Raw genomic sequence first — 13,505 nt, forward strand, 5'->3', positions numbered from 1 at the left:
GGCGCTTAGGCGTTGAAGGGCATGTTGAATGCTTTCAACAGTGCCTTACCTTCAGCGTCGGTTTCCGCTGTGGTGGTGATTACGATATCCAAGCCCCAGACCTCGTCGACCTTGTCGAAGTCGATTTCCGGGAACACGATGTGCTCTTTCATGCCCATGGCAAAGTTGCCACGACCATCAAAAGACGGCTTCACACCGCGGAAGTCACGAATACGCGGCATCGCGATGGTGATCAGACGATCCAGGAATTCGTACATCCGGTCACCGCGCAGGGTTACCTTGGCACCCAACGGCATATCTTCACGGACGCGGAAACCCGCGATCGACTTCTTCGCCAGTGTTGCAACAGCCTGTTGGCCAGCAATCGCTGTCAGATCCGCGACAGCCGCCTTGGCTTTCTTGGAATCACGAACAGCTTCTGCACCACAACCGATGTTCAGAACGATTTTGTCCAGCTTGGGCAGCTGCATGTCGTTCTTGTAACCGAACTCTTCTTTCAGAGCCGGGCGGATGGTTTCAGCGTACTGAGCTTTCAGACGCGGGGTATAATTTGCGGTATCAAGCATCGATCACGTCCCCCGTGGTCTTGGCGAAGCGTACCTTCTTGTCACCTTCCATGCGGAAGCCAACGCGGGTTGCTTTGCCGTTTTTGTCCAGCAGTGCCAAATTCGACAGCTCGATCGGGTTTGCCTGAGGCAAACGACCGCCCTGAGAATTCTGGGTCTGGCGGGTGGCGCGGATGGCGATGTTGATGCCATCAACAACAGCTTTACCGGCAGACGGGTTTACCGAGGTAATCGTTCCCTCTTTGCCCTTGTCCTTGCCGGCCAGCACGACGACCTTGTCGCCTTTGCGGAGTTTAGCAGCCATGATTACAGCACCTCCGGAGCGAGCGAGATGATTTTCATGAAGTTCTTGCCGCGCAGTTCGCGAACAACGGGGCCAAAGATACGGGTACCTACGGGCTCGTTGTTGTTGTTCAGGATGACGGCGGCGTTGCGATCAAAGCGGATCGCGGTGCCGTCTTCGCGACGGACTTCTTTGGCGGTGCGTACGACGACGGCCTTGCGGACGTCACCTTTCTTTACGCGGCCGCGTGGGATGGCTTCCTTCACCGAGACGACAATGATGTCGCCAACGGAGGCGTATTTACGCTTGGAACCACCCAGGACCTTGATGCACTGAACTCGGCGTGCGCCGGAGTTGTCAGCGACATCCAGATTGGTCTGCATCTGGATCATGTGGTTTCTCCCGACCTGTGGGGGCTGGTCTAGTTAAATCCCCCAGGGTTTCGACAAATGGGAAAATCCCGGAAACTTACGCTTCCAGAACTTCCCAACGTTTCGTCTTCGATTTCGGCGCGCATTCGATGATGCGGACTGTATCGCCGACCTTGAAGGCGTTCTTTTCATCGTGAGCCCGGTATTTCTTGGACTTACGGATGGTTTTCTTCAGAACCGGATGCGTAAAGCGACGCTCGACGGATACGGTTACGGTCTGTGCGTTGGCATCGCTGGTTACGGTGCCGGACAGGATACGCTTGGGCATAGGATTACTCCTCCGATGCCGCAGCAGCGGCCTTTTCGTTCAGAATGGTTTTGACACGGGCAGCATTGCGGCGAGCCGCTTTGATGCCGGCGGTGCTCTCCATCTGACCGGTTGCCTGTTGAAAGCGCAAATTAAAGCTTTCTTTCTTCAGGTTGGCCAGTTCCTCGCGGAGCTGGTCCGGGGTCTTGTCACGCAGTTCTTGGGCGTTCATCGCCTTTTCCTTTGCTCAAAACACCAGAAGGCCCCGTATACGGGTCACCTTTGACCTGGTGGATGAATGATAGACATACGAATCGCCCGACTACGCCGGGTGATCGCAAGATGCCGCTCTATAGGGGGTTGAGGGGTGGGTGGCAAGAGGAAGTTTGGCACCCAGTGTGGGTCTGCGTTACAACACCCCCGATGCACTGCAATACATTTAGGTTGCAGTGGTGTAGATTGCAGTGATGCGCTTCGATCACTTTCGAAGCAGAAGAGCTTATCTACAAAACTATTGTGCCTCAAGTAGCTGCTCTCTTAGCATCGGAATTACGTGTTGTGTAACTATTGGCAAAAGAGGTATTTCATGAAGCCTTCCAAACTATCGATTTTCACAATCGCCACTTTGATATCAGTAACCTTTGCATCGGCCGCACCTGATGGAAAATGGACGCTTACAATAAACTCCAGCAGACCTTGGCAAATGGATATCGCCATAGCTGGCAACACGCCGCAGGTACTTGCGGCCCATGGGATTACGCCCGAAGGCGTTGCAATTCGAAAAGTAACGGATGACCGTCTTCAATTCGACGCGACGATTGCCAAGCAGGGAAGCTGTTCATCTGGAAGCGTGATGAAGTTTGATCTCAAGTTCAAAAATGGAGCCTACAGATCAGGATCAGTAAATGGGCATTGCATAGGCTTCCCCAAATTCCGGGCCCGGGTGACTGCCAAGTAGCCCCCATAAACGCAAAACGCGGCCTCGTTTACACGAGACCGCGTCTGCAACCGTCTAAGTCTGAGTGACTTACGCCAGAGCGATGTTCACAGCCGACTCGCGGCCGTCACGGCCGGGTTCGATGTCGAATGTTACTTTCTGGTCGTCGGCCAGGCCGGTCAGACCCGAGCGCTCGACAGCAGAGATGTGTACAAACACGTCTTTGCCACCGGTCTCCGGTGCGATGAAGCCAAAACCTTTAGTTGTGTTGAACCATTTTACGGTGCCGTTGGCCATATCCGTAGTCTCCTAGTAAATTGCTGTCCGCGGAATTGCGACAGCGCGGCGTAGTAGGTCTGGATCGAAAGACTGAACGCCGAAAATCGGGAGACAGTGGTCGAAAAAGAAAAACGTTAGCGCGCCTCACATGGGTCATGTTCCGGCATATTGCAAGACATATTCCCAAATTCTGTTGAAACGTGATCGCCCTCGGCGACAGTTTGCTAGTCCCAGCGATAGTTGAAACTGACGCTGATCCGCTCGTCCTCGGCCATATTCATCGGCACCTCATGGCGCAGCCAGCTTTCCCACAGCAGGACATCCCCCACTTGCGGTTTCATATAGATGAATGGCTGCAAATCTCTGCGCCCACCTTTATGTCGCGTGGGTGCCGCCATCATGCGGCCTGAGCGCGGGTCTTCCAGTTTCAACGCACTGGCCCCTTCCGGCATGGATACGTAAGTCGTGCCCGAGATCACGCTGTGTGGGTGCAGGTGGCTGGAATGCATCCCGCCCTCGGGTAGAATGTTGATCCACAAGTCTTCAAGCTTGAGCTCGCGGTCGTCCAGATCAAACTCCAGATCCTTTGCAAAGGCTGCAACGTGCAGGTCCAGCACTTTGACCAGATCGGCAAAGATCGGAAAGCGCCATGGCAGATCGGTCAGCGAGGCATAGCTGGTGTAACCGGGATAGCCGTTCTCTTCGCACCACTCCTGCCCTGCCTCGTCATCCTCGGCGATGACAATGCAGGAATTTTCCAGCTCAGTCGGGTCGATCTTGGGATCAAACTCGGACAAGGCTGCGTGGTAAAGACGGGTGACGAAGAGCGATTCAATCTGTGCCATGGGTCGGGCATAGCCCAAGCCCTGATCCAAGACCAGCCCCAGCCAACCGTTAGTTTTTGACCGGCCCCGTGCCGCAGCGCGGGATCGGACGTCCGCCATCTGCGTAGGCCAGACACAAGACGATCTCGTCCGGTTTCGGCGCGTCGGGAATGCTCAGCGTCATGGTATCAAAATGGTCAAAGGACCACGGGTTGTCTTTGTGCCCGAGCGGCAGATCAATCGCACATCCCGGCGTTCCAAGTTTTGCATTGGAGGGGATAACAGCTTCACCTCCACCCGCTGCGGCACGCATTGGAGCGCCAAGTTTAGGATGGATCAGCGCACCACCCTGTTCGAGATCGCCATTCAAGCCAACAATTGCTGATTTTCCATACGAAATCGGAATGCCGTCGAGTTGAGAAACCGCTTCGGCGGCAAGTTCTGCGCCAAGCGTACCGCCAATTTCGAACAGCTCTGATAAGTCTTCCGAGAATTTACCAGAAAGTGGGTTCTGTATGACAGCCAACGCTGCAACACGGCAGACCGGAGCGCATGATTTCCCCAGTTGGTCGGTTGCTACGACCTCTTTGATGAACACCTTCTTGCGCAGCTGAACCATAAGACCCTCCCATTCACCCCGAACAGACTATGGGGGCTATGGACAAACGTCGACTTTATTCACGCGTCGGAGGTATGGATCACAAAAGGCTAACGCAAAAGAAAACCCCCGCCGGTGTTCCGACGGGGGTTCATCTTGTCACGAACGGGTTGCCCCAGATCGTTTACCAGTCTTCGCGGACCACGACGCGAGTCTTGATCGGCAACTTCATCGCAGCCAGGCGCAGGGCCTCACGCGCGATGTCGTCATTGACGCCGTCGATCTCAAACATCACACGACCGGGCTTTACTTTGGCTGCCCAGAAGTCAACGGAGCCTTTACCCTTACCCATACGGACTTCGGTCGGCTTCGAGGTCACGGGAGTATCCGGGAAGATCCGGATCCAAACGCGGCCCTGACGTTTCATGTGACGTGTCATGGCACGACGTGCAGCTTCGATCTGGCGTGCGGTTACACGTTCAGGTTCAAGAGCTTTCAGGCCGTAGGTGCCAAAGTTCAGATCAGAGCCGCCTTTGGCGAGTCCCTTGATCCGGCCTTTGTGCATCTTGCGGAATTTAGTACGCTTTGGTTGAAGCATATCTTTCCCTCCTTAGCGACGACCGCCACCAGCACCACGAGGTGCAGGGCCGTCCTGGAGTTCCTGTGCTTTACGGTCACGTGCCTGCGGATCGTGCTCCATGATCTCACCTTTGAAGATCCAGACCTTGATCCCGATGATCCCGTAAGGAGTCATCGCTTCGGCTTGTGCGTAATCGATGTCGGCGCGCAGCGTGTGCAGAGGCACGCGGCCTTCGCGGTACCACTCGGTCCGTGCGATTTCGGCGCCACCCAGACGGCCAGCGACGTTCACCCGGATACCCAGCGAACCCATACGCATGGCGTTCTGAACCGAACGCTTCATCGCGCGACGGAACGAAACCCGGCGCTCCAGCTGCTGAGCGATGGACTCGGCAACCAGCTGCGCGTCAAGCTCGGGCTTGCGCACTTCGACGATGTTCAGGTGCAGTTCGCTGTCGGTCATCAGAGCGATTTTCTTGCGCAGAACTTCGATGTCCGCGCCTTTCTTACCGATGATGACACCCGGACGTGCGGTGTGGATCGTAACGCGGCACTTCTTGTGCGGACGTTCGATGATCACACGGGCGATGCCGGCTTGCTTGCACTCTTTGTTGATGAACTCACGGATCTTCAGATCTTCCAGCAGAAGATCACCGTAGTCCTTGGTATCGGCGTACCAGCGGCTGTCCCAGGTACGATTGACCTGAAGGCGCATGCCGATCGGATTGACTTTATGACCCATTAGGCTTGCTCCTCAACTTGACGCACCTTGATGGTGATCTCCGAGAACGGCTTCAGGATTTTCCCGAAACGGCCACGGGCCCGCGGACGACCGCGCTTCATGACCAGGTTCTTACCAACCCAGGCTTCGGCGACGATCAGCTCGTCGACATCCAGGTTGTGGTTGTTCTCGGCGTTGGCGATTGCAGACTGCAGGCACTTCTTAACGTCCTGCGCGACACGCTTGTTCGAGAAAGTCAGGTCGGTCAGAGCCTTCTCAACTTTCTTGCCGCGGATCATCTGCGCAACCAGGTTCAGTTTCTGCGGGCTGGTCCGAAGCATGCGCGTTTTCGCCATTGCTTCGTTTTCGGCCACGCGGCGGGGGTTCTTTTCCTTGCCCATGACTTACTTCCGTTTCGCTTTTTTGTCAGCGGCGTGACCGTAATAGGTCCGAGTTGGCGAATACTCACCGAACTTCTGACCAATCATGTCTTCCGAGACGTTGACGGGGATATGCTTATGGCCGTTGTACACACCAAAGGTCAGACCCACGAACTGGGGCAGAATGGTGGAACGACGCGACCAAATCTTGATGACTTCGTTGCGGCCCGACTCGCGCGCTGCTTCGGCTTTTTTCAGCACGTAAGCATCGACGAAAGGACCCTTCCAAACAGAGCGAGACATAGATTAACGTCCCTTCTTCTTGGCGTGCCGCGAGCGGATGATCAGCTTCTGGGACGCTTTGTTCTTGTTGCGGGTACGCTTACCCTTGGTGTCCTTACCCCATGGAGTAACCGGTGTACGGCCACCCGAGGTACGACCTTCACCACCACCGTGCGGGTGATCGATCGGGTTCATTGCAACACCACGAACCGACGGACGCACGCCCATGTGACGCTTACGGCCGGCTTTACCGAGGTTCTGGTTGCTGTTGTCGGGGTTGGACACGGCACCGACAGTGGCCATGCATTCCTGACGGACCATGCGAAGCTCGCCCGAGCTCAGACGGATCTGAGCGTAGCCGCCATCGCGACCAACGAACTGAGCGTAAGTACCGGCCGCACGTGCGATCTGACCGCCTTTGCCAGGCTTCATCTCGATGTTGTGGACGATGGTACCGATGGGCATGCCCGAGAACGGCATTGCGTTGCCCGGCTTGATGTCAGCCTTGGCGGATGCCACGACTTTGTCACCAACAGCCAGACGCTGCGGAGCCAGGATATAGGCCTGCTCGCCGTCTTCGTATTTTACCAGTGCGATGAATGCGGTCCGGTTCGGGTCATATTCGATCCGTTCGACGGTTGCCGCGACATCAAATTTATTCCGTTTGAAGTCAACGATCCGGTAGAGACGCTTTGCGCCACCGCCGCGGCGGCGTGAAGTGATCCGTCCGGTGTTGTTCCGGCCGCCCGATTTGGTCAAACCCTCAGTGAGAGACTTGACCGGACGTCCTTTCCAAAGCTCCGAACGGTCGATCAGCACCAGCCCGCGCTGGCCCGGCGTCGTCGGCTTGTACGACTTGAGTGCCATGCTTTCTGTCTTCCGTTTAGCAAGTGCGGGGATTTCCCCGCTATGTGATAGGCCCCCGTAGGTGCCAAGGGTATAGGGCCCCGAAGGTCCCCGGTTTCAAATATCATAGGCCCCGGAACGAATCCGAGGCCGTAAGATTGGGTGCATATAGCCGTGTTGGGGGTGGGTGTCTATAGGGGAAGTGATAGTGGAGACGTTACGCTATGATTTGTCGCTCGACCTGATGAGCGCTTGAGAAGCTTTGTCAGCAATTCGCTCTGCTAGTGTCTTTACAGTCCCGTCATCAATTCTGTTTAACCTACCCGAAATTTGGATGTGCTGTTGGCCAAACATACGTTTGATCAACTCAGCTTTAATCTCCTTCTGGTCCTTTTCCTCCAAGTTGGCAATGAAAGGATCGAGGGCTTTAGTCTCAAGAGCAAATGATCGCATCTGCTTTTCGTTGTCTCGGTGCATTTTTGACTGCCGAGACGCGTATCCGGCTGTCACTAAGAGAATTGCTGTAAGCGATGACGCAGTAATGATGTTGGCCCAATTTAAGGTGCCAGAGTCAGTCGGCTCGAACCCGACCCAATACTTGAAAGCCAACCATACGATAGCGGCACCTAGCGACCCCATGGATATCCATCGCCAAAGATCAGCTTCTTTCTTTTCTTCACCAGCGCTCTTTTGGTACCCTCCGGCGACACTGTCCCGACCAACCAGCTTGTGTATTTCCAACACAGCCTGATGCTTCGCATTCACATCCGCCAAAGCCGTTTCACCTTGCTTTGTAAAACGCTCCAGAAGCGTCGTGAGTTTCTCGGCTTGCGACTTCCCTAACTCAATATGTTGAGTATCGGCGGACTTTCTCCATTCGGACAACAACTCCTCAAACTTCGTATCCCGTTCTATTTGGGCTTCGGAATGTTCTTCAGCGCGAGCAGTTTGCTTTTCCGTGAAGTCAGACTGCCACTCTGAAAACTTCGTTTCTGCGTTTGTCGAAAGACTATCTAGCTGATCTCCTAAGTCGTTTGCCTTATTTTCTAGTTCGGAGTGGGTTTCAGCAGTTTCTTCAAGTTTTTCTTCTGTTTGTTTGATGAAGCCATCCATCGATGCTGAAAATGATCTGTAGGCTTTTTCTGCGTGCTTAATGACTTTCTGAGGCTCGGGCAGTCGAGACATCGCCGCCAATTGATATATCTGCGGAGCGTACTGCGTGATATGATTATTGGCCGTTTGCAGATGTGTTATCTGAGGTGAACTCATATAAGCCTGAAGCTGTTGAAAAAAGTTCCCATGCCGCAAGTGTTGGTTAATCTGATCCAGCAAAGCCTTCGGAAAAAACTCATCATCCAAGCCGGTTACAGTATCCTGTAAGTTACCTAGAACCTTCGTCAATCGGTGCCGTTCCTCATCAAATTCTAGTTCAGTGTTCTCCACTTCAACTTCTATGAATTCTGCAGATTGCCGTAATGTTTCGTGTAATGGGTGATTCTCAAATTCGTTAGACCAACGCGACAACTTTTAGCACCTCCAATGCACTTCTCGCACATCTTATGCATGCAAAAACATCAAGTGCCAGTGGCGCACGTACCAAAACGAAAAAACCTCGCTTTCGTGCAGACCTATCTCTCTCCAACGATGCTGCCGATCAGGGATCGGTAGACGCGCCGCTGGTGCTCCCCCTTTGCAGGGTCACATAAGCTGTCTTGACGTCTTTCCGCCTGACCGACAGGCCTCGCACAATCACTTCTTGTCGCGCGCGGCCTTCTCTTCCTTGGTCAGTTTGGCGTTCCAGACATTCTTGCTCAGACCAAGCTCAGCGGGCGCAGGTTTGGTCTTGCCGATGCTGACTTTGCCTCCTTTATCCAGGAATTCCTGAATAAGGGCCTCATCTGTTGTTTCTTTGGGGACATGTTTCATGAAGGTGACGCTATCCGCATCACGCGCCCGGAGCAACGGCTGCTTTCCGAAAACCCAGCTGGCCTCGGAACCTACTGCTCACCCATATAGCGCGCGCGCCTCGGCGAAGGACAAAAGTCGGCGGTTCTGTTCGTCCCACAGGTGCAGGCGCGCGTTGGCGAGGCTCTCGCGGATGGTCATCCGGTTGCTGTTTGCCAACTCATCATGATCGCGCAGCACCTCGGTCAGGCGGTAGAACGGGATGCGACTGTACAGGTGGTGCACATGGTGGATGCCGATATTTGCGCTGAACCACTGCAATACGGATGGCAGGATGTAATGCGAGCTTCCGTGCAGAGCCGCCTCGTGCAGTTGCCAGTCCTCATCGGAATCCCAATGCGTGTCTTCGAACTGATGCTGCACGTAGAACAGCCATACTCCGGCTGTTGCGGCAATCAGGGTAGAGGGTAGAAAGATCAACAGAACAGGCATTAGGCCGCCAAAGTAGTAGACTGCCAGAAGCGCGGCCAGAATTGCGACGTTAGTGCCCATCGCGCTTACCCAGAACCTAACGCTACTGGTCAAACCCAACGGGAGGCGGTTCTGAAACAGAAACAAATATCCCGGGCCGAAAACGAACAGAGTAATCGGGTTCCGATAGACGCGGTACGCAAGCCGATTCATCGGTGTCTTCGCTTGATACTCGGCCACAGTCAGGGTGTGGATATCGCCCATGCCCCGTTTGTCCAGATTGCCCGAGCTGTTGTGATGGTTGGAATGTGTACGCCGCCAGACATCGTAAGGCGTCAGCGTTAGTACTCCAATCACCCGCCCAACCCAGTCGCTGACGTTCCGGTTCTTGAAAAATGCTCCGTGCCCGCAATCATGCTGGATCGCAAACAAGCGCAGCAGGAAGGCCGCATTGAGGACAGAAATCGCGAAAGCTAGCCAATAACTAAGCGAAAGCGACATCCAAGACAGCGCCCAAAGTGCAAAGAAAGGGATAATGCTAACGCCCAACTCAAAGGAACTGCGCCACTGGTTTGGTTCGCGGTATTTGGCAAGTGTAGACACCCAATCTCGCGCTGCGGTCAGTTCCGGATTTTTCCGGGTCGAGAGTGAGGGTTTTGTCATACGCCTGCCATGTCTTTTGTTTGTTGGGAACCGGATAGACTACCGACGCGACTTAGCAAGAGATTTGTGCAAAACATGACGATTTTGCGTTCAATTCTTTGTGCCGCTGCTAAAGAAAAACCCCCGCTTTCGCGGGGGTCCTCATCTCTTTCCAAAGACAGTTCCGATCAAAGACCGGTGGATACGTCGATGGTGTTACCCTCTTCCAGGGTCACATATGCTTTTTTGACGTCTTTCCGCTTGCCCAACTGGCCGCGGAACCGCTTGACCTTGCCTTTGGTGATGGTGGTGTTCACCGCCTTCACCTTGACACCAAACAACGATTCAACCGCTTCTTTGATCTGCGGTTTGTTGCTGTCGATCGCCACTTCAAAGACAATCGCGCCGTTCTCAGACGCCATGGTCGACTTTTCGGTGATGATCGGTTTGCGGATCACGTCGTAGTGTTCTGCCTTCGCGCTCATTTCAGACGAGCCTCCAGTGCTTCGACAGCCGCTTTGGTGAGCACCAGGGTGTCACGCTTGAGGATGTCATAGACGTTTGCGCCCATCGTCGGCAGGATATCCAGACCTTCGATGTTCTTGGACGCTTTCAGGAACCCTTCGTTCACGGTCGCGCCATCGATGACCAGAGCGCGTTTCCAGCCCAGGTTTGCAACCTGTTTGGCCAGAGCGGCAGTCTTGCCCTCGGATGCGGCGTCTTCGATCACAACCAGCTCACCAGCTGCCATTTTGGCAGACAGCGCGTGGCGCAGACCGAGTTTGCGGAACTTCTTCGGCAGGTCATGACCATGCGAACGCACGACCGGACCTTTGTAAACGCCACCACCACGGAAGATCGGTGCCGAGCGAGCGCCGTGGCGTGCGCCACCGGTGCCTTTTTGGCGATAGATCTTCTTGGTCGAGTAGGATACTTCCGAGCGGGTCTTGACCTTGTGGGTGCCAGCTTGCGCGTTGTTGCGCTGCCAACGGACCACACGGTGCAGGATGTCTGCGCGCGGCTCAAGGCCGAACAGGTCTGCATCCAGCTCGATGTTGCCGGCTTTGCCGCCGTCCAGTTTGATTACATCAAGTTTCATGCTTCACCACCTTCCGCGGGAGCTTCTTCCGCAGGTGCTTCAGTTGCGGCACCTTTTACGGCTGCCGGGAAAGGCAGACCTTCGGGTGCTTTCTTCTTGACGGCGTCCTTGACGGTAACCCAGCCCGATTTTGGTCCGGGAACGGCGCCTTTGATGAACACCAGACCACGGTCGGCGTCAGTTTTGACAACCTCCAGGTTCTGGGTGGTTACACGGGCAGCACCCATGTGACCGGCCATCTTCTTGCCTTTGAACACCTTGCCCGGGTCCTGACACTGACCGGTTGAGCCGTGCGAACGGTGGCTGATCGAAACACCGTGCGAGGCGCGCAGACCACCAAAGTTCCAACGCTTCATTGCACCGGCAAAGCCTTTACCGATCGAAGTACCCGAAACGTCAACCTTCTGGCCTTCCAGGAAGTGTTCTGCCGAAATCTCGGCACCCACTTCGATAAGGCCATCAGCTGAGACGCGGAACTCGGCCAGCTTACGCTTGGGCTCGACCTTGGCAGCGGCATAGTGACCGCGCATGGCCTTCGAGGTGCGTTTTGCCTTGGCAGCACCGGCACCCAACTGAACGGCGGTGTAGCCGTCTTTGTCATCGGTGCGCTGTGCAACAACCTGCAGGTTGTCCAGGTGAAGAACGGTCACAGGAATCTGCTTGCCGTCTTCCATGAACAGGCGGGTCATGCCTACTTTTTTTGCGATAATACCAGAGCGCATAATCTATACCCTCCGATCTTACGACTGCAACTTGATCTCGACGTCCACACCAGCAGCGAGGTCGAGCTTCATCAGCGCGTCAACGGTCTGGGGGGTCGGATCAACGATGTCGAGCAGACGCTTGTGCGTACGGATCTCGAACTGGTCGCGGGATTTCTTGTCAACGTGAGGGCCACGGAGAACCGTGAACTTCTCGATCTTGTTCGGCAGCGGGATCGGGCCGCGCACGTTCGCGCCGGTCCGCTTGGCAGTGTTGACGATCTCTTGCGTGCTGGCATCCAGAACGCGATAGTCAAATGCCTTCAGCCGAATACGGATATTTTGGCTTTGCATAATAACAGCCTTTTATCAGGCGTTGAGGCTGAGAGGAGGACAAGCGCGCATCGCCAACCCTCATCGAACCCAAAAGACGGGAATCACCCCGCCTTGATGTTCTTGTAGAGAACTCGCGCGAAGTACAGGGGTGTGAGGGGTTTGGCAAGAGGGAAATGGTTGCCCATTGACGGAGAATTGAGAGTGCTTTCTTTCTGACTCAGCATTGCGCATCTGCCATCGACATTCGAGAATAAACAGCTCATCTTCCACTATAGGTAGAGTAGAAAGGCCTAGAAGCAACTACAATGAAAATGCAGTTCTTTACTTACGGCGTAGCTACGATTTGTGCTTCGTTGGCAATATTCATGCTGCTTCGTGGAGGTCCCGAAAGCGACAGTATTCCAGACGATCTAAGCAATAGAACCGTTGAAACAGACATCCGACAAATCGCTGTTGGCGCACCTGAAACACGGGAATTAGTGCTGCGTGGTAAATTGGCGAAGTTTTGGCAAGTCGTTGACCAAAAGGCTCCGGAAGATCTGGACTACGTCGTCAGTCGCTTTTTCGAGGCAAGATCGAGCCTTCGGACAAGCGAAGACGTACGGAAAAAGCTGGACCGCGAATTGCTGGCCTACAGATTACGATTGGCAAAATACTCGCAGGCGCTTTCAGACAAGCAGCGGATAGACATCATAAACGCACGCATCCAGTTCTTACAGATATTCGATGATCCAAAAACTTGCGCACTTGTTGCCCGCCATGGTGCTGGAAATCTGAATTACGATCAACTTTCTCTAGTATATCTGGAACTGGATCAGGTCATGGCAACTATGGTCTCACATCTCATTGATGCGCGTGCTTCAGGCGACAACAATGAGGCAAATGCACTTACTCTCCCTACCGATGAAGACTACGACCAGCTGGTAGACAGAATGAAAGATGGCGGGTGGTCCGATCTAGAGCTTCAACCTTTACTCCTAGATACTTGGAGAGACCCTGAATATTGCCAAATATACTTGAGCTATCTTGAGAACGTCGCCGCAATGCCCGGAAAGTCAGGGGCTGCCATACGGGTTGACGAAATTGACGGATTTCTCCAGCCCCAATGAACTAGAATAACAGTGGGCTCTTCGTCGGAGAACTTTTTCTCACGGTTGTTGTTTGAGATTTGGATAGCGCCAAGACCCACTCACTGGGAAACAAAAAAGGCCGCCCCGGATTGGGACGGCCTTAATAATCTCACCGATGTGCCGGGCTGAAGCCCGGCCTCAACTTACTCGATGATCTTCGACACGACGCCGGCGCCGACGGTGCGGCCGCCTTCGCGGATGGCGAAACGCAGGCCGTTTTCCATCGCGATCGGTGCGATCAGCTCAAC

23 protein-coding genes are annotated in these 13,505 nt (G+C 54.5%); 2 read left to right on the forward strand and 21 right to left on the reverse strand.

All coding sequences use genetic code 11. The annotated features are described in order from the left end of the window. Positions 1 to 5: 5 nt before the first annotated feature. The 5 genes from rplE to rpmC all read right to left on the reverse strand — a co-directional run bounded on the left by rplE (position 6) and on the right by rpmC (position 1,759). On the reverse strand, positions 6 to 566 hold the full coding sequence (rplE, locus tag BLU89_RS09075) for a 50S ribosomal protein L5 (protein WP_074736203.1): 561 nt from the start codon (positions 564 to 566) through the stop codon (positions 6 to 8). Next, on the reverse strand, positions 559 to 870 hold the full coding sequence (gene rplX / locus BLU89_RS09080; RefSeq protein ID WP_058272372.1) for a 50S ribosomal protein L24: 312 nt from the start codon (positions 868 to 870) through the stop codon (positions 559 to 561). The genes rplE and rplX overlap by 8 nt, the downstream gene beginning before the upstream one ends. 2 nt (positions 871 to 872) lie before the next feature. Beyond that, positions 873 to 1,241 carry a 50S ribosomal protein L14 gene (gene rplN / locus BLU89_RS09085; protein WP_008757934.1) on the reverse strand — a complete coding sequence of 123 codons (369 nt, stop codon included), beginning with the start codon at positions 1,239 to 1,241 and terminating at the stop codon, positions 873 to 875. Between the two features lie 76 nt (positions 1,242 to 1,317). Beyond that, complete coding sequence (rpsQ, locus tag BLU89_RS09090; RefSeq protein ID WP_037311742.1) at positions 1,318 to 1,548, reverse strand: 30S ribosomal protein S17; 231 nt, start codon at positions 1,546 to 1,548, stop codon at positions 1,318 to 1,320. A 4-nt stretch (positions 1,549 to 1,552) separates the two neighbouring features. Then, on the reverse strand, positions 1,553 to 1,759 hold the full coding sequence (gene rpmC / locus BLU89_RS09095; protein ID WP_074736205.1) for a 50S ribosomal protein L29: 207 nt from the start codon (positions 1,757 to 1,759) through the stop codon (positions 1,553 to 1,555). A gap of 354 nt (positions 1,760 to 2,113) precedes the next feature. On the opposite strand from rpmC, the gene BLU89_RS09100 reads away from it, so the two are divergent. Then, positions 2,114 to 2,485: a hypothetical protein gene (locus BLU89_RS09100; RefSeq protein WP_143030534.1), complete on the forward strand. Its 372-nt coding sequence runs from the start codon at positions 2,114 to 2,116 to the stop codon at positions 2,483 to 2,485. 69 nt (positions 2,486 to 2,554) lie between these two features. Here BLU89_RS09100 and BLU89_RS09105 read toward each other — a convergent pair whose 3' ends face one another. The 15 genes from BLU89_RS09105 to rpsJ all read right to left on the reverse strand — a co-directional run bounded on the left by BLU89_RS09105 (position 2,555) and on the right by rpsJ (position 12,145). Then, positions 2,555 to 2,761 carry a cold-shock protein gene (locus BLU89_RS09105; RefSeq protein WP_010437077.1) on the reverse strand — a complete coding sequence of 69 codons (207 nt, stop codon included), beginning with the start codon at positions 2,759 to 2,761 and terminating at the stop codon, positions 2,555 to 2,557. Positions 2,762 to 2,967: 206 nt separating this feature from the next. Next, the gene (locus BLU89_RS09110; RefSeq protein ID WP_074736529.1) at positions 2,968 to 3,588 is read right to left on the reverse strand and encodes a 2OG-Fe(II) oxygenase family protein; all 621 of its coding nucleotides are present in this window, start codon (positions 3,586 to 3,588) and stop codon (positions 2,968 to 2,970) included. 49 nt (positions 3,589 to 3,637) lie between these two features. Then, on the reverse strand, positions 3,638 to 4,186 hold the full coding sequence (locus tag BLU89_RS09115) for an amino acid synthesis family protein (RefSeq protein ID WP_074736208.1): 549 nt from the start codon (positions 4,184 to 4,186) through the stop codon (positions 3,638 to 3,640). Between the two features lie 163 nt (positions 4,187 to 4,349). After that, positions 4,350 to 4,763, reverse strand: coding sequence for a 50S ribosomal protein L16 (gene rplP, locus BLU89_RS09120; protein WP_074736210.1), 414 nt, complete (start codon positions 4,761 to 4,763; stop codon positions 4,350 to 4,352). Between the two features lie 12 nt (positions 4,764 to 4,775). Further along, positions 4,776 to 5,486: a 30S ribosomal protein S3 gene (rpsC, locus tag BLU89_RS09125; protein WP_037311761.1), complete on the reverse strand. Its 711-nt coding sequence runs from the start codon at positions 5,484 to 5,486 to the stop codon at positions 4,776 to 4,778. Beyond that, complete coding sequence (gene rplV / locus BLU89_RS09130; protein WP_008756532.1) at positions 5,486 to 5,866, reverse strand: 50S ribosomal protein L22; 381 nt, start codon at positions 5,864 to 5,866, stop codon at positions 5,486 to 5,488. The genes rpsC and rplV overlap by 1 nt, the downstream gene beginning before the upstream one ends. A 3-nt stretch (positions 5,867 to 5,869) precedes the next feature. Continuing rightward, the gene (gene rpsS, locus BLU89_RS09135) at positions 5,870 to 6,148 is read right to left on the reverse strand and encodes a 30S ribosomal protein S19 (RefSeq protein ID WP_010437056.1); all 279 of its coding nucleotides are present in this window, start codon (positions 6,146 to 6,148) and stop codon (positions 5,870 to 5,872) included. Between the two features lie 3 nt (positions 6,149 to 6,151). Next, a complete protein-coding gene (gene rplB / locus BLU89_RS09140; RefSeq protein ID WP_074736212.1) occupies positions 6,152 to 6,994 on the reverse strand; it encodes a 50S ribosomal protein L2 in 843 nt (280 codons plus the stop codon). 201 nt (positions 6,995 to 7,195) lie between these two features. Further along, complete coding sequence (locus BLU89_RS09145) at positions 7,196 to 8,497, reverse strand: hypothetical protein (protein WP_143030535.1); 1,302 nt, start codon at positions 8,495 to 8,497, stop codon at positions 7,196 to 7,198. 225 nt (positions 8,498 to 8,722) lie between these two features. Next, positions 8,723 to 8,899, reverse strand: a complete 177-nt coding sequence (locus BLU89_RS21535) for a hypothetical protein (RefSeq protein WP_176797675.1) — start codon at positions 8,897 to 8,899, stop codon at positions 8,723 to 8,725. 78 nt (positions 8,900 to 8,977) lie between these two features. Continuing rightward, a complete protein-coding gene (locus tag BLU89_RS09155; RefSeq protein ID WP_074736216.1) occupies positions 8,978 to 10,012 on the reverse strand; it encodes a fatty acid desaturase in 1,035 nt (344 codons plus the stop codon). Positions 10,013 to 10,179: 167 nt separating this feature from the next. Next, positions 10,180 to 10,476, reverse strand: a complete 297-nt coding sequence (locus BLU89_RS09160; RefSeq protein ID WP_058272362.1) for a 50S ribosomal protein L23 — start codon at positions 10,474 to 10,476, stop codon at positions 10,180 to 10,182. Further along, positions 10,473 to 11,090, reverse strand: a complete 618-nt coding sequence (gene rplD / locus BLU89_RS09165; RefSeq protein WP_074736218.1) for a 50S ribosomal protein L4 — start codon at positions 11,088 to 11,090, stop codon at positions 10,473 to 10,475. Before rplD ends, BLU89_RS09160 begins: the two co-directional genes overlap by 4 nt. Beyond that, entirely contained in the window at positions 11,087 to 11,812 is a 726-nt protein-coding gene (gene rplC, locus BLU89_RS09170; RefSeq protein ID WP_074736220.1) for a 50S ribosomal protein L3, read from the reverse strand. Before rplC ends, rplD begins: the two co-directional genes overlap by 4 nt. An 18-nt stretch (positions 11,813 to 11,830) precedes the next feature. Beyond that, positions 11,831 to 12,145, reverse strand: a complete 315-nt coding sequence (rpsJ, locus tag BLU89_RS09175) for a 30S ribosomal protein S10 (RefSeq protein WP_008756422.1) — start codon at positions 12,143 to 12,145, stop codon at positions 11,831 to 11,833. A 287-nt stretch (positions 12,146 to 12,432) separates the two neighbouring features. Between rpsJ and BLU89_RS09180 the strand changes: the two genes are divergently transcribed. Further along, on the forward strand, positions 12,433 to 13,236 hold the full coding sequence (locus BLU89_RS09180; protein ID WP_074736222.1) for a hypothetical protein: 804 nt from the start codon (positions 12,433 to 12,435) through the stop codon (positions 13,234 to 13,236). A 164-nt stretch (positions 13,237 to 13,400) separates the two neighbouring features. Here BLU89_RS09180 and BLU89_RS09185 read toward each other — a convergent pair. Beyond that, positions 13,401 to 13,505, reverse strand: a 105-nt coding sequence (locus BLU89_RS09185; protein WP_143030536.1) for an EF-Tu C-terminal domain-related protein, incomplete at its 5' end; no start/stop codon positions are given.

This window comes from Ruegeria halocynthiae, from assembly GCF_900106805.1.
GTDB lineage: Bacteria > Pseudomonadota > Alphaproteobacteria > Rhodobacterales > Rhodobacteraceae > Ruegeria > Ruegeria halocynthiae.

What these genes read in the sequence shown, in the direction of transcription:
- rplE (WP_074736203.1), bottom strand. Translation starts at nt 566, where the DNA reads ATGCTTGATACCGCAAATTATACCCCGCGTCTGAAAGCTCAGTACGCT.
- rplX (WP_058272372.1), bottom strand. Translation starts at nt 870, where the DNA reads ATGGCTGCTAAACTCCGCAAAGGCGACAAGGTCGTCGTGCTGGCCGGC.
- rplN (WP_008757934.1), bottom strand. Translation starts at nt 1,241, where the DNA reads ATGATCCAGATGCAGACCAATCTGGATGTCGCTGACAACTCCGGCGCA.
- rpsQ (WP_037311742.1), bottom strand. Translation starts at nt 1,548, where the DNA reads ATGCCCAAGCGTATCCTGTCCGGCACCGTAACCAGCGATGCCAACGCA.
- rpmC (WP_074736205.1), bottom strand. Translation starts at nt 1,759, where the DNA reads ATGAACGCCCAAGAACTGCGTGACAAGACCCCGGACCAGCTCCGCGAG.
- BLU89_RS09100 (WP_143030534.1), top strand. Translation starts at nt 2,114, where the DNA reads ATGAAGCCTTCCAAACTATCGATTTTCACAATCGCCACTTTGATATCA.
- BLU89_RS09105 (WP_010437077.1), bottom strand. Translation starts at nt 2,761, where the DNA reads ATGGCCAACGGCACCGTAAAATGGTTCAACACAACTAAAGGTTTTGGC.
- BLU89_RS09110 (WP_074736529.1), bottom strand. Translation starts at nt 3,588, where the DNA reads ATGGCACAGATTGAATCGCTCTTCGTCACCCGTCTTTACCACGCAGCC.
- BLU89_RS09115 (WP_074736208.1), bottom strand. Translation starts at nt 4,186, where the DNA reads ATGGTTCAGCTGCGCAAGAAGGTGTTCATCAAAGAGGTCGTAGCAACC.
- rplP (WP_074736210.1), bottom strand. Translation starts at nt 4,763, where the DNA reads ATGCTTCAACCAAAGCGTACTAAATTCCGCAAGATGCACAAAGGCCGG.
- rpsC (WP_037311761.1), bottom strand. Translation starts at nt 5,486, where the DNA reads ATGGGTCATAAAGTCAATCCGATCGGCATGCGCCTTCAGGTCAATCGT.
- rplV (WP_008756532.1), bottom strand. Translation starts at nt 5,866, where the DNA reads ATGGGCAAGGAAAAGAACCCCCGCCGCGTGGCCGAAAACGAAGCAATG.
- rpsS (WP_010437056.1), bottom strand. Translation starts at nt 6,148, where the DNA reads ATGTCTCGCTCTGTTTGGAAGGGTCCTTTCGTCGATGCTTACGTGCTG.
- rplB (WP_074736212.1), bottom strand. Translation starts at nt 6,994, where the DNA reads ATGGCACTCAAGTCGTACAAGCCGACGACGCCGGGCCAGCGCGGGCTG.
- BLU89_RS21535 (WP_176797675.1), bottom strand. Translation starts at nt 8,899, where the DNA reads ATGAAACATGTCCCCAAAGAAACAACAGATGAGGCCCTTATTCAGGAA.
- BLU89_RS09155 (WP_074736216.1), bottom strand. Translation starts at nt 10,012, where the DNA reads ATGACAAAACCCTCACTCTCGACCCGGAAAAATCCGGAACTGACCGCA.
- BLU89_RS09160 (WP_058272362.1), bottom strand. Translation starts at nt 10,476, where the DNA reads ATGAGCGCGAAGGCAGAACACTACGACGTGATCCGCAAACCGATCATC.
- rplD (WP_074736218.1), bottom strand. Translation starts at nt 11,090, where the DNA reads ATGAAACTTGATGTAATCAAACTGGACGGCGGCAAAGCCGGCAACATC.
- rplC (WP_074736220.1), bottom strand. Translation starts at nt 11,812, where the DNA reads ATGCGCTCTGGTATTATCGCAAAAAAAGTAGGCATGACCCGCCTGTTC.
- rpsJ (WP_008756422.1), bottom strand. Translation starts at nt 12,145, where the DNA reads ATGCAAAGCCAAAATATCCGTATTCGGCTGAAGGCATTTGACTATCGC.
- BLU89_RS09180 (WP_074736222.1), top strand. Translation starts at nt 12,433, where the DNA reads ATGAAAATGCAGTTCTTTACTTACGGCGTAGCTACGATTTGTGCTTCG.